Below are 12,975 nucleotides of genomic sequence, written 5' to 3'. Positions count from 1 at the left end.
TGATGGTGTCAATGAATGACAATAACGCGATGAAATTATTGGGTTTATTGCATAAGGGGTGGGCCGGGCAGTCCACTTGCGTCATCAGATTTTAACTTTCCGCCAGCTGATTGACGATCGCCGTCCGGAGCCGGAGCTGCCGGAAAAGTACAGCCCGAAAAAATAATGCGGGTACATGGGATACCATTTGCCGTTGTTCGTTAAAATAAATAAGAGCGTGGATATTTATTTAATAATTAGACTTGAAATTATCTTTCTTGAATCACAATCTGATTAGAAAATTCTTTCGCAATAATAATTTCATGTAATGTATCCATTTTTACAATAACAAGGGTAAATATTATCCTGAGTAATATGATTTCTCATGTGTATATTTTGTGAGTAATCAAGAATGTTTTATGATGAATTGATGTATGTAAGTTATTTGCACCAATATAATCTGTTGTATATCTATAGTTGAGGGTTTATTAATTTTCATTTCTTACATTTTTTGTGATTTTATTCCTTTTTCTTTTTCACTATGATTTTTTGATTTTCATCACCTTTTTATTTTATGAAAATATTTAAATTGGGTTTAAAGGAATGAAACGTATTTTAGATGCTACGTCATCATTTTAAAAGCTATTTTATATTGCATGTAATTTGTTTTTGACAGGCTTTAATTTTACAAGCGAACAAATTGTTAGAAATATGCTTTTTCACTAATTGTACCGAGGGCGACATGGAGTTGCGTAAAATTAGTATTATCAACGCTGCGATTCACCCGTTAACGGATAAATCCAGGGATACTAATCAGCAGCAAATAGGAGCATTGCTTGAGCTCTGTGCCCGGATACCAGACTGCGCAGGTATAGACATTTGCTCTTTTCTTCATTGGGTGAAACCTGCAGTTCTTCATCATCAGTATCTTTTTTTATGGCGTGAGGGAGATGTTCAACCTTATGGCTACATCAGTTGGGCGTGGGTTAATAAAGAAACATTAAGAAGATATATCAACGACGAACGATTTATTCTACACCCTTCTGAATGGAATGAAGGGGATAACCTGGTCATTATAGACTTTTGCTGTTTGGACAATACCACTCCCTGCTTGCGTCAATTATTAAAGAAACGCCGGGAACTGAGAAAATTAGGCTTGAATTCAGTTTATTATCGATGGTCCACGCGGAATAGAATCAAGCCACATGGATGTTGTTTAAATTTTTAGGGACAGCATAATGCCAATATATAATGTACTTCCAGATCATAGTTACGTTCCTTTTAAAGTAATGAAATTGAATGCACCTGAACTGGTATGGGTAAACCCAGAAATGCATGAAATGGCAGGCTTGACTGAAGATGAACTACTCAGTAACTATGCTTATGTTACACATGACTATATTTCACAATCTGGTCTAAACGAACAAGATTGGAAAATTTTTCTTGCTGACAGGTATGGATCACGTTATGAGGCTTGCAATGGTGGCAGTGCGCGTTGCGGTATTTTTAATAACTGGCAAATTAAAGGCATAGGGCGTAATCCTTTAATAGCCATAAATATCGATAAAGATCACTCTCATGGAAAACTCTGTCTGACTAAAGCTATTTCTGAGGCTGTGTGGGGAGAAATCTGTCATCGCGAATTGCCTTATGGTGCTATACGTACTCTGGCAATTATAAAAACAGGTGCATGGATTGAGGCTAGTTATGGGCGGCCAGGAAATCATGTGCAACCATGTGCTTTGGCTATTCGCGAAATAGCTATCCGACCAGCACATTTTGAACGAGCTACTTTTTTTGGCCAGAAAATAAATATATTCAATTACGAAATGATGATGCACTGCGTGTTCAGCTAGCTGTTGAAAGGTTACATCATTTTCTTCCTGGAGGAGAAAAGGGATTAGTTACAGGTTTGACAAATTTTGTAAAAAGAATGGCATGTCAAATCGCGGTTTCACGAATAAAGGGTATTCCGCATGGGTCACTGACAAGTTCAAATATATCAATTGATGGACGCTTTCTGGACTTTGGCACACTATCGTCAGTATCAGATTTTGATAACTATCTTTTAGCCGCTGGTCAGGGAGGTGTATGGGACGACCATCATCTGATTGCAGAGTGGTTACGTCACTTAGGGTTCTTTATTAATAAATACCACCCTGAAAAATTGAATCAGCAGCAGCTAAATACTTTGATTGCCTATTTTTATGATTGCCTTGAGAAGCAGGAAAACAAGGCTTTAGCTTTGCATGTAGGTTTACAGGGTTGCGAAGTTTTTCTTGAGGAGAACGGAAGTAAAGTTAAGGAGAAATTACGCAACGGCAAGAGAAAATCAAAAATATTTAATGGCTTTGATAATAATGATTTCATCAATCAATTATCAAGTGCTTTATTACCGTTAGGGATTTCTGCATCTTCTACAATGTTTCCATTAAGGCATAAACGATTTTCAATTTATACGCTGACGCAGGCGATTAAAGATAAAATAGTTAACTACGGAGCAGATCGCGGGAGCATTAGCAAGCTTATAGAAAGTTACATTGGCCGGGAGACAGATCGTGCGTGAAATCATTATATTGATATTAACTATCCCACCAGTCATTACATGTGCCATGACACTAGGGCTATTTGCTATATTTATTTTTTCAGAAAAGCGTGTAACTCAACACCAAGAATTACCAGGCGTTTCAGTTCTGTTGCCAGTTTATAATGAAGATGCAGTTGTCTTAATAAAGGTATTAGACCATATTGAAAAACAGAATTATCCAAAGCCCTTACATGTGGTAATTATTGATGACGGTTCAACTAACGACACTCCTGAATATCTTAAATTGTGGCTACTAAAACCTCATTTACAGGATTATCAGTTGATTACACGTGAATGTAATGGTGGACGTAAAGGCACTGCGTTGGACTATGCATTAGCTACTGGTGTGCTGAAAGGGGATATATATGTGATAGTCGACAGTGACACTTTTATTGAGCCTGAAGGAATAGCGCATCTGGCAGCCCGGCTTTGGCAGAATCCTAGATGTGCCGCTGTATGTGGTTCATTATCACCGGAAAATCCTCGAAGAACTCTACTGGACGATGTGCAATTTTATGAGTTGATCGGTTTTCATGGTGCGATTCGTTGCGCTCAAGATCGTCTCGGACGCGTACCTATTTTATCAGGAGCGTTTGTTGCACATAGAGCAAGTGCAGTTGAAGCCGTAGGAGGCTGGGGTAATTGGCTGGTTGAAGATATTTCCTGGTGTTGGAAGGCTCTGGCAATGAATTTTCATACAGGTTATGCGGCTGATGCCTTAGCTACGACACAGTGTCCACAAACTTTACTGGGTTTTTTTCGTCAGCGAAGACGATGGGCTCGCGGAAGGGTTGAAGCATTTGTTACGGCGTGGCATGTGTCTGTCTGGAAAGGTGTGCTGTTTACACCCTGGTTTGCTATTACAAGCATGCAGTTGCTGTTACCTCCTGGGTTGATAATGTTGCCTGTACTGATTTATTTTCAGTTTTGGTTGCCGATTTTAATTAGCTTATTCACACTCATTTTATATTTAATTATTACCTTTGCTTATATTACTTTCTGTAGCAATAGGCAGAATGCGACATTCACAGATGTAATACGAGTGCCGATGTTTATTTTGATCCTTGAATTACTTGTTTGGACGCCAAATATCCTTGGTTATATAGATGAAATAACTAAGGGAAATAAAAAGTGGTTGACACGCTAAGGTCTGGTATGAATTACCAGCTGGGTAAATGTGGTGCAGCCCACAATTGCTGCAAATTACAAGGAGACATCTAATGTATTGTTTAACTGCTGGTGAAATTATGATGATCGATGGTGGGGGGATGGTGTTGCTACATCTAATCAATCAAATGGCTCATCAGGTATTGGATATGGAGGACAAGCTAACGGTCAGGTTGGAGGCTCGTCAAATGCAGGAGCTATTAGTGGAGCATGTGTGCAAGGAGTAATTGGTGGCGCTATTAATGGCGGTTTTACTGGTGGTGGGTGGGCCGGGGCTATAGGTGGAGCATATAGTGGCGGCATGGGAAAATGTGGTTGGTAACATACTTCATTAGCCAATAAAAATAGCGCGATGATTTAACTTCATCGCGCATAATGAAATTGATGTTTGTGAGGGTGGTTAAAATGAATAAAGTTATAATATTTCGACAAACAGTGAATGTAATGGCTTCTTCAATATTAATATATAGCTTTGGGCAAGTTGGGGTTTATTTCGATGGTAATGATTTATCAATATTTGATGTCGTTATTGTAGTGATTTCATTTATGGGGTTGTTTAAAATAAACGATATGTTAGTGGAATATGAAAATAATCGGAAGTAATTATCGATTGATGATTTGTAGCGAGTGGATATTATATTTATTGGATAAGGGTGTATATGGAGTATAATATCTTGATGCAAACTAATGAAGGTAGGAGATATTTCGGCATAAATTGGGCGTTGACGACTATTTGCAATTATAATTGCACCTACTGTCATCCAGGTTTACACAATGGGAAAGTAAAATCCTCTTCACTGGATGCTGTATTGAAATTTATTGACAGCATCTTTCAATCTTGTGAAACCAGAAGGGTTTCGCCTTATTTTGAATTTGGTGGTGGAGAGGTAACATACCTTGCCTGGTTTAGCAAAGTTCTATGTGCAATTCACAAGCGTCATGGCTTAGTATCAATAATATCTAATGCTTCCACTCCGTTAGCATGGTGGAAAAAGCACACTCCAATGCTGCACAGTGTTAGTTTGAGCTATCACTCCGAACAAATAAAATCACAAAACCATTTTATTGCGGTGGCAAAAACGGTTGCAGACTCTCCGACTACACGTTTACAGGTTAATGTTATGATGTTACCTGAACGTTTTTCAGAATGTTTGATATTTGCTGAGAAATTACGCCAACAAGTTGATTGTGGAATATCACTGCAACCGCTCTATCACGGGTTTGGTGGTGGAGGGATTTCTGGCAGATTTGCGTACACGAAGTCTCAGGAGAAGACTATGGTTGAATTCAGTGGTCATCAAACTATCAAAAATATCCCTAACCCTCGCGGTACAATGGATGTTGTATATCGTGATGGATCTGTTAAGTGCAAAAGTACTTTTGATCTGCTCGTTAATCAACAAAATAACTTTAGCGGTTGGCATTGTCATTCCGGTATTGAAAATATCATAATTACTTTTGACGGGGATATTTATCGTGCATGGTGTATGCAAGATGGGCCAATCGGCAGTATTTATGATGATGTTCTAAATTTACCGAAGGAACCAACCATTTGTCATACTAAAATATGCCAATGTGGGCCGGATATATGTTCCAGTAAATCACGTGTTGAATAATGAATGACAACCATCATCTTTATCGAAAAGCTTATTTCTCTGCTCAGAGCACGCGTAGTGAAGGTAGGGTGTTAATTTCACCTGCTCCTGGAATGACTATATTCGCTTGCCTTAGTAGCGCTTTGGTTTGTGCATTAATTGCTTTTTTGATCCTCGGTACGTATACCCGTAAAGCGCGGTTGGAAGGCGTAGTAATGCCGTCTACAGGGGTTGTGAAGGTAGTAGCACGTACAGAAGGATTTGTGAAGAATCTTCTTGTGAAAGAAGGGGATATGGTTTCTTCAGGGCAGTTGCTTTATAGATTAAGTAGTGAAAGATATGACGGCATGGGAACAGCGACTCTGGCAACACTTAAACTGTCTATGATGCAACAGTATGAGATGTTAGAGCAGCAACAGCAACAAGAGATGGACACTAACATAATGCAATTACGAGGTTTACAAAGACGAGAAAGCCAATTAAAAGATGAACTGCGAAGTGCTAATGAAGCTCTGAAATTAGCATTACGACAGGCGATGCTTACGAAATCGGTAATGGAGCGTTACCAGCTGCTGGTCGGAAATAAATATGTTTCTGAGATTGAGTTTCAGCACAAACAGATCGAGTTGGCTGTAACTGAAGCCAATGTTGAAAATAACAGGCAGGTGCAACATCGCTTGCAAAGAGAATTAACTGAAATTGAAACTGAACAAGAGAGTTTGCAGCAGCAAGGCCTGAGCCGTAAGGCTGAGTTGGATCGTTTACTACAAGGGATTCATCAACAAAAAATTGAACTGCAAGCACAGGCGGAGGTGACCTTAACTTCGCCCGTAGCGGGTCACATTGCAGCTGTAATGGTTAGAGAAGGACAAACGGTCAACCAGAATGAACTTCTCTTAACGGTTGTACCTCTGTCATCACATTTGCAGATTGAACTTTACGCAACGAGTAAATCAGTGGGCTTTATAAAGCCTAATCAGCGAGTAGGCTTGCGTTTTGCTGCTTACCCGTACGAAAAATTTGGCGTGCAGTACGGTACAACCCGCGCCATCACCCGCACTAGCTTAAGTTCTGTCGATGTAATGCCGCGTAACCCGATAGTCTGGAAAGAGAATGAAGGACACTATCGCGTTATTGTGGAACCAGATAAATCAAGTGTGACAGTTTATGGAAGGCAAGAACCGCTCCGTACTGGAATGACTGTCGCAGCAGATGTAGAACTGGAGAGTCGCCATCTTTATGAATGGTTGCTGGAACCTTTGTGGAGTCTTCAGGGGAAGATTTAACCATGGAATGGACAGAAAATTTGCATTTTCATTGGCGTCCGCGCTTGCCCCTCATACGTCAAACTGTAAGCACACCCGTTTTAGTTCCATGCACTTTTTGAGATTTCCGAGTTTTCGGCCATCAACCGGTACTCCTCCGGTGTCAGGTTATTCAGGGATTCATGAGGCCGCTCGCTGTTGTATTCAATCAGCCAGTGCTCTGTGATTTCCCGCGCTTCATTCAGGGTTCTGAACAGATAAAAATCCAGAATTTCTGTCCGGTAGGTCCGGTTAAACCGTTCAATAAAGGCATTCTGCGTTGGCTTTCCCGGTTTGATAAATTCCAGCATCACTCCATGCTCTTCAGCCCACTGCGCCAGCGTCAGTGAGACCAATTCCGGTCCGTTGTCCATCCGCAGTTTTAGTGGATAACCCCGGTTTGCCACGATTCTGTCCAGCACCCTGACCACCCGCTGCGCCGGGATATTCAGATCGATTTCTATTGCGAGGGCTTCGCGGTTAAAGTCATCAACCACATTGAAGGTCCGAAAGCGTCTGCCGCAGACCAGCGCGTCATGCATAAAATCGATGGACCAGCTCTGGTTAAGGGCCTCAGGCGTCACCAGTGGCGCCGGGTTACGCGCGGGTAAACGCTGTTTTCCCTTGCGACGAAAATTCAGTTTCAGAAGGCAGTAAATCCGGTGAACGCGTTTATGGTTCCAGGCGTTACCCTGCCTGCGTATCATCTGGAACAGCTTCTTAAACCCGTATCGCGGATAGCGCTCCGCCAGCTCAGTCAGTGCCTGGATCACCGGGTCATCGCGCCGGGTATCGGGCTGGTAAAAATAGACCGTCCTGCTCAGCGATAACGTCCTGCAGGCCTGGCGGATGCTCATGGTAAATTGCGCAGTCAGATAACCGACGAGCTCACGCTTTATCGCTGGTTTTAAAGCTTTTTTTCGATGACGTCTTTAAGTGCCCGGCATTCAAGGCTGAGATCAGCAAACATCTGTTTGAGGCGACGGTTTTCATCCTCCAGGTCTTTCATCTTTTTGATATCAGAGGCTTCCATACCGCCAAACTTCGCTTTCCAGTTGTAATAGCTGGCTTCAGAGATACCGGCTTCACGGCAGACATCCTTAACGGTACGTCCGGCTTCGACGGACTTCAGAACGGCAATGATCTGGTGTTCGGTGAATCGGGCTTTACGCATGGTGATCTCCTCACAGGACATAATCAGTATGTCGGAAGATCTCTAAAAATGAATGGTTCGTTTAAGCGGGATGCTTACAAAACTGAAGCTGCGGAATGCGGTGTAGCATGTCTTGCTATGATAGCGGGTTGGTACGGTCACCGTATTGATTTGCCAAATTTGCGTTCAAAATTCAACATTTCAACACACGGAATGACTTTCGCTTATTTAATAGAGTGCGCTCAAAACTTGAAACTGACAGGTCGCGCGGTTCGTGTTGAGCTTGAGGAGCTTAACCTCCTTGTTATGCCTTGCATTCTTCATTGGGATCTTAACCACTTTGTTGTACTTAAACGGGTGCGTGGTGACAAATTAGAAATACATGACCCTGCGCGTGGCGAAATTAGAATGTCGATGTCGCAAGCAGATCGACATTTTACAGGTATTGCACTGGAACTGACACCAACCCACGATTTTGTCCAGCGCGATGAGCGTCATAAAATAAAACTTGCTGAACTGATAGGTCGTACCGTGGGACTGAAAGCAGCAATGATACGTATTTTCTGCTTCGCTTTAGCGTTAGAAGTCTTCGCGCTATTAAGTCCATTAATTAATCAAATCGTCATTGATGAAGTCCTGGTGGCTTTAGATGATAGTCTATTAGTGTTAATTATTATTGCTATGTTATTAATGAGCACAACTCAGATGCTGATTGGCCTGGCAAGGCAATGGGCTACGCTGACAATGGCGGTGAATTTCAATATGCAGTGGACCGCCAATGTTTTTCAACATCTTTTACGTCTACCAATTGACTGGTTTGAGAAGCGTGATATCGGGAATATCAGTGCCAAATTTGATGCTGTCAATACCATTCAGAATACACTTACTACCAGTATATTAGAGGCATTGCTGGATGTGTTGTTGATAATGGGTACGTTGAGCATGATGCTGCTTTACAGTGTGCCACTATCAATGGTGGCTCTGGGTGCTGCGCTGTTATATTGTTTGCTGCGATTAATGTGGTTTAGTACCTTACGCAAGGCATCCGAAGTCAGTTGGACGGCAAGTACGCTCGAGTCTAGTCATTTCTGGAAACACTGCACGGTATGCTCAGTTTGCGAGTTAATGGGGCATTACCTCAGCGTGAGTCTGCATGGCGTAATCTGAATGTTGAAAGGCGTAATAGTCAGTTACGTGAAAGTAAATTAATCATTAATTACGATATCGCTAATACAGTCATTGGTAGTGTGGTTGGTGCTGCTGTACTATGGTTTGGCGCCAAAGCAGTATTATCAGGTCAATTCTCTGTCGGTATGTTGGTTGCATACATGTCATTTCAAGGGCGTTTCACGTCCAGCATTAATGGCCTTATTGATAAGTTTTTTGCGTGGCAGATGCTTGATATTTATAACGAGCGATTAGCAGATATAGTACTGACTCCAAAGGAAAGAAGTTTCCAGGCAGTTGAATCAGTTTCCACTTTTTTTCCTCTAAATAAAATGGATGGGCCGGTAGTGAAACTGGAAAGTGTAGCCTTCAGCTATGGTCAAGGAGACGTGAATATCTTAACTGAGGCTGATATGTGTATTATGCCCGGTGAAGTGGTCGCGTTAGTGGGTCGCTCAGGGTGTGGTAAAACAACATTAGCTAAACTGATCTTAGGACTATATCAACCTTCTGCAGGACGGTTGCGGGTTTTTGGAATAGATCACCATCAAGAAGTTTTTGGGCAGGTTCGACAAATTATAGGTGCAGTCATGCAAGAGGATCGGTTGTTCCAGGGGGCCATCCTCGACAATATTACTTTTTTTGCACAAGAAATGGATTTAGCCAGGGCACAGCATTGTGCTGTACTCGCGCAATTGCATGAAGATATCATTGCCTTGCCTATGGGTTATCAAACTCTATTTGGCGAATTGGGCAATTCTTTGTCTGGTGGACAGAAACAGCGCTTGCTGTTGGCTCGGGCATTATATAAACGCCCACGACTTTTGATTCTGGATGAAGCTACAAGTCATCTTGATGTGACCAATGAAATTCTTATCGGCAATACCCTGCGCGGCTTGGGTTTAACTATACTGTTGATTGCCCACAGACCTGAGACTATTGCCTCTGCAGATCGAGTTATGGTGCTTGAAAACGGTAAGTTGATACCGTCCTCTTCTGGAAGAGGTAAAGAGGATTGTTGCGAAGCGTAGACAACAGGACTTTAATCAGCAGGACGTTTTTATTGCCCGGTACCCGCAAATTTGGCTGCGCCACCGGGCAAAAAACTACGCTAAATCGGCACCGTTGCTGGCGATCACTTTCTTATACCACCAGAACGATTTTTTGCGTTTGCGATCAAGGGTGCCGTTCCCGGCATCGTCGCGATCGACATAGATAAAGCCGTAGCGTTTGCTCATTTCGCCCGTCGAGGCCGCCACCAGGTCGATACAGCCCCAGCTGGTATAGCCCATCAGCGGAACACCGTCTTCAATCGCATCGCCCATCGCGCGGATGTGCTCGCGCAGATAGCTGATGCGATAGTCGTCGTTAATCTCGCCGTTGGCGTCGATGTCGTCCTTCGCTCCCAGTCCGTTTTCCACCAGGAAAAGCGGCTTCTGGTAGCGGTCGTACATCATGTTCATGGTGATGCGCAGGCCCAGTGGATCGATGCCCCAGCCCCATTCGCTCACCTCGATATGCGGGTTACGCAGGGATTTGACGATGTTGGCCGCGCTGGTGTTGTTGGCATTCATGTCTGCCGAGGCGCAGCGCGAGGCGTAATAGCTGAACGACACGAAATCGACGGTGTTTTTCAGAAGCTGGTCATCGCCCGGATCCTTAACAATCACCACCCCTTTTTCGCGGAATACGCGGGCAGAGTAGGCCGGGTAACTGCCGCGTGCCTGCACGTCGATAAAGAACAGGTTCTCGCGATCTTTCTCCAGCGCCATCCACACGTCTTCCGGTTTGCAGGAGTAAGGGTAGAAATTACCGCCCGCCAGCATGCAGCCAACCTGGTTTTCCGGGTTGACCTCATGGGCGATTTTTGTCGCCAGTGCGCTGGCCACCAGTTCATGGTGCGCCGCCTGATACTTCACCTGATCTTCGTTTTCGCCTTCTTCAAACACCAGCCCGGCACCGGAGAACGGGCTGTGCAGCATGATGTTGATTTCGTTGAAGGTCAGCCAGTACTTCACCAGCCCGTTAAATTCTTCGAAGCAGGTGCGTGCATAGCGGGCAAAGAAGTCGATCATCTTGCGGTTGCGCCAGGAGCCATACTCGGTCACCAGGTGCATCGGCACGTCGAAGTGACACAGCGTGACCAGCGGCTCGATGTTGTACTTTTTGCACTCCTCAAAGACCGCGCGATAGAACGCAATCCCGTCTTTATTTGGTAGCGGCTCGTCGCCATTCGGATAGAGACGGCTCCAGGCAATCGAGGTGCGAAACACCGTGAAGCCCATCTCGGCCATTAAGGCGATGTCTTCTTTATAGCGATGGTAAAAATCAATCGCGTCGTGGCTCGGATAAAACTCGTCCTCACGCAGCGCAAAGCGTTTTTCCTTACCGACTTTTACCGCCAGGCGGTTAGCGCCATGGGGGATCATGTCGACGGTGGTCAGGCCCTTGCCGCCTTCACGGTACGCACCTTCACTCTGGTTGGCGGCCAGTGCGCCGCCCCATAAAAATCCTTGTGGAAAAACAGACATTCTTACCTCGCTAGTCAAATTATGCGCGTGCTTCTGTGGTCTGGACCGGCGCGGTTTGAAGCGCCCGCGCTTTCTCGGCTTCATCTTCAACCGGGATATCTTCAAAGCCCAGCATCAGGGTCAGCACGAAGGAGAGCACCACCGCCAGCGCCATCACCCCAAACACCCAGACGATGGTCATCGGATTGGCCGGGTCGAAGAACTGCACGCTGGTAAACAGGCCCGGTGCCGCCATCGAGTGGCTGGCAAGACCGGCGATCCCGGCGACCGCGCCGCAGATAAAGCCGCTGATCAGGCTCGCAATTAATGGGCGTTTCAGACGTACCGCCACGCCGTACAGCGCCGGTTCCGAGATCCCCGCCATGATGGCGGAAGCTGCCGCCGCCAGCGCGGTCTGGCGCAGTTCCGGGTTTTTGGTTTTCCAGGCGACCGCCAGCGATGAACCGCCGAGCGACAGGTTGGCACCGATTTCAGATGGCATGACCATCCCTTCTTTGCCGGTTTCGGCAATGGTCTGAATGATAGTTGGGGTAAACACGCGGTGCATCCCGGTCATCACCAGCAGCGGCCACAGTGCGCCCATGATGGCGACGGACAGCCAGCCCAGATAGTCGTGAATGGTGTAAACCAGCGCGGAGATAGCACTACCGATCCAGATCCCCAGCGGTCCGATCAACACAATGGCGAGTGGGGCGGCGATCAGCACGATCAGCATTGGCTTGAGGAAGTTTTTAGTCACCGCCGGGGTGATCTTATCTACCCAGCGTTCGATATACGACAGGCACCAGGTCATCACCAGCGCCGGGATCACCGTGTAGGTGTATTTCACCGCCGTCACCGGGATAAAGGCGAACTCAACATGCTCGCCCTGCGCCGCTTTGGCCATCAGCTCGATAAAGCTCGGATGCACCAGCACGCCCGCAATGGCAATCGCCAGCGACATGTTGGTTTTGAATTTCACTGCGGCAGACGCAGCCACCATCAGTGGCAGGAAGAAGAACGCCCCGTCGCCGATTACCGTCAGAATGGTCAGCGTCGGTTCGCCTTTGGTCAGCACGCCGGTCATCTCAAGGATCATCGCCAGTAGTTTGACCATTGAACCACCGATGATCGCCGGGATCAGCGGGGACATGGTGCCGATCAGGGCATCAAGGATCCCTGCGCCCACGCGTTTAAACGTCATCTTTTGTGGCCCCTGCGGCACGGCAGGTTGCAGGTCGGCAGGCAGCAGGTTCACCACTTCGCGGTACGCCTGGGAAACGGTATTCCCGATGATCACCTGGCACTGGTTGTCGTTACGCACCACGCCCAGCACGCCGCTGATGCTTTTCAACGTGGCGCTGTCGATCAGGCTCTCGTCCTTCGCCACAAAGCGCAGTCGGGTCATACAGTGGGTGACAGCGACGATGTTGTCTTTGCCGCCGAGCGCGCTGACAACGGCATCTGCCAGCGCAGCATAATTTTTGGCCATCGGGTTATATCCTGTTTTATC

Annotated in this window: 13 protein-coding genes and 1 pseudogene; 11 read left to right on the top strand and 3 right to left on the bottom strand. The window is 45.5% G+C overall.

Annotated features, from left to right (window positions below; translation table 11 throughout):
- Positions 1-79: 79 nt before the first annotated feature.
- The 9 genes and pseudogenes from ACRDD5_RS06325 to ACRDD5_RS06285 all read left to right on the top strand — a co-directional run.
- Positions 80-166 (top strand): annotated as a pseudogene (locus ACRDD5_RS06325) (nitrous oxide-stimulated promoter family protein); the annotation flags it as partial.
- A 555-nt stretch (positions 167-721) separates the two neighbouring features.
- Positions 722-1,207 (top strand): toxin-activating lysine-acyltransferase, encoded by a 486-nt coding sequence (locus tag ACRDD5_RS06320; protein WP_438676242.1) that lies wholly within the window; start codon positions 722-724, stop codon positions 1,205-1,207.
- Between the two features lie 10 nt (positions 1,208-1,217).
- The gene (locus tag ACRDD5_RS06315; RefSeq protein ID WP_438676241.1) at positions 1,218-1,835 is read left to right on the top strand and encodes a hypothetical protein; all 618 of its coding nucleotides are present in this window, start codon (positions 1,218-1,220) and stop codon (positions 1,833-1,835) included.
- 56 nt (positions 1,836-1,891) lie between these two features.
- The gene (locus tag ACRDD5_RS06310; RefSeq protein WP_438676240.1) at positions 1,892-2,545 is read left to right on the top strand and encodes a hypothetical protein; all 654 of its coding nucleotides are present in this window, start codon (positions 1,892-1,894) and stop codon (positions 2,543-2,545) included.
- Complete coding sequence (locus ACRDD5_RS06305; protein ID WP_438676239.1) at positions 2,538-3,713, top strand: glycosyltransferase family 2 protein; 1,176 nt, start codon at positions 2,538-2,540, stop codon at positions 3,711-3,713. Before ACRDD5_RS06310 ends, ACRDD5_RS06305 begins: the two co-directional genes overlap by 8 nt.
- Positions 3,714-3,786: 73 nt before the next feature.
- A complete protein-coding gene (locus tag ACRDD5_RS06300; RefSeq protein WP_438676238.1) occupies positions 3,787-3,960 on the top strand; it encodes a hypothetical protein in 174 nt (57 codons plus the stop codon).
- Positions 3,961-4,138: 178 nt separating this feature from the next.
- Positions 4,139-4,336, top strand: a complete 198-nt coding sequence (locus ACRDD5_RS06295; protein ID WP_438676237.1) for a hypothetical protein — start codon at positions 4,139-4,141, stop codon at positions 4,334-4,336.
- Positions 4,337-4,410: 74 nt separating this feature from the next.
- The gene (locus ACRDD5_RS06290; RefSeq protein WP_438676236.1) at positions 4,411-5,349 is read left to right on the top strand and encodes a hypothetical protein; all 939 of its coding nucleotides are present in this window, start codon (positions 4,411-4,413) and stop codon (positions 5,347-5,349) included.
- The gene (locus ACRDD5_RS06285) at positions 5,349-6,614 is read left to right on the top strand and encodes an HlyD family secretion protein (protein ID WP_438676235.1); all 1,266 of its coding nucleotides are present in this window, start codon (positions 5,349-5,351) and stop codon (positions 6,612-6,614) included. Before ACRDD5_RS06290 ends, ACRDD5_RS06285 begins: the two co-directional genes overlap by 1 nt.
- A gap of 80 nt (positions 6,615-6,694) precedes the next feature.
- Here the strand turns inward: ACRDD5_RS06285 and ACRDD5_RS06280 are convergent.
- Positions 6,695-7,806, bottom strand: a protein-coding gene (locus tag ACRDD5_RS06280; protein ID WP_438676234.1) for an IS3 family transposase whose coding sequence is annotated in 2 segments (ribosomal slippage) — positions 6,695-7,545 and positions 7,545-7,806 — 1,113 coding nt in all. Because the reading frame shifts where the segments join, the coding sequence is not laid out codon by codon here.
- 48 nt (positions 7,807-7,854) lie between these two features.
- On the opposite strand from ACRDD5_RS06280, the gene ACRDD5_RS06275 reads away from it, so the two are divergent.
- Complete coding sequence (locus tag ACRDD5_RS06275) at positions 7,855-8,952, top strand: cysteine peptidase family C39 domain-containing protein (protein WP_438676233.1); 1,098 nt, start codon at positions 7,855-7,857, stop codon at positions 8,950-8,952.
- Positions 8,892-9,983 carry a peptidase domain-containing ABC transporter gene (locus tag ACRDD5_RS06270; protein WP_438676232.1) on the top strand — a complete coding sequence of 364 codons (1,092 nt, stop codon included), beginning with the start codon at positions 8,892-8,894 and terminating at the stop codon, positions 9,981-9,983. The genes ACRDD5_RS06275 and ACRDD5_RS06270 overlap by 61 nt, the downstream gene beginning before the upstream one ends.
- Before the next feature lie 75 nt (positions 9,984-10,058).
- On the opposite strand, the gene ACRDD5_RS06265 is transcribed toward ACRDD5_RS06270, so the two are convergent.
- Together ACRDD5_RS06265 and ascF are read right to left on the bottom strand one after the other, a co-directional pair.
- Positions 10,059-11,483, bottom strand: a complete 1,425-nt coding sequence (locus ACRDD5_RS06265; RefSeq protein WP_438676231.1) for a 6-phospho-beta-glucosidase — start codon at positions 11,481-11,483, stop codon at positions 10,059-10,061.
- A gap of 19 nt (positions 11,484-11,502) precedes the next feature.
- Positions 11,503-12,954: a PTS cellobiose/arbutin/salicin transporter subunit IIBC gene (gene ascF / locus ACRDD5_RS06260; RefSeq protein ID WP_438676230.1), complete on the bottom strand. Its 1,452-nt coding sequence runs from the start codon at positions 12,952-12,954 to the stop codon at positions 11,503-11,505.
- Positions 12,955-12,975 lie beyond the last annotated feature (21 nt).

This window comes from Silvania sp. (genome assembly GCF_051656365.1).
GTDB classification, from domain to species: Bacteria; Pseudomonadota; Gammaproteobacteria; order Enterobacterales; family Enterobacteriaceae; genus Enterobacter; species Enterobacter hatchlandensis.
This window is presented reverse-complemented; position numbering and strand designations above follow the sequence as displayed.

Bases quoted from the DNA above. Each gene is read 5' to 3' on its own strand.
- ACRDD5_RS06320 (WP_438676242.1), top strand. From the start codon at position 722: ATGGAGTTGCGTAAAATTAGTATTATCAACGCTGCGATTCACCCGTTA.
- ACRDD5_RS06315 (WP_438676241.1), top strand. From the start codon at position 1,218: ATGCCAATATATAATGTACTTCCAGATCATAGTTACGTTCCTTTTAAA.
- ACRDD5_RS06300 (WP_438676238.1), top strand. From the start codon at position 3,787: ATGTATTGTTTAACTGCTGGTGAAATTATGATGATCGATGGTGGGGGG.
- ACRDD5_RS06295 (WP_438676237.1), top strand. From the start codon at position 4,139: ATGAATAAAGTTATAATATTTCGACAAACAGTGAATGTAATGGCTTCT.
- ACRDD5_RS06290 (WP_438676236.1), top strand. From the start codon at position 4,411: ATGCAAACTAATGAAGGTAGGAGATATTTCGGCATAAATTGGGCGTTG.
- ACRDD5_RS06285 (WP_438676235.1), top strand. From the start codon at position 5,349: ATGAATGACAACCATCATCTTTATCGAAAAGCTTATTTCTCTGCTCAG.
- ACRDD5_RS06275 (WP_438676233.1), top strand. From the start codon at position 7,855: ATGAATGGTTCGTTTAAGCGGGATGCTTACAAAACTGAAGCTGCGGAA.
- ACRDD5_RS06270 (WP_438676232.1), top strand. From the start codon at position 8,892: ATGCTCAGTTTGCGAGTTAATGGGGCATTACCTCAGCGTGAGTCTGCA.
- ACRDD5_RS06265 (WP_438676231.1), bottom strand. From the start codon at position 11,483: ATGTCTGTTTTTCCACAAGGATTTTTATGGGGCGGCGCACTGGCCGCC.
- ascF (WP_438676230.1), bottom strand. From the start codon at position 12,954: ATGGCCAAAAATTATGCTGCGCTGGCAGATGCCGTTGTCAGCGCGCTC.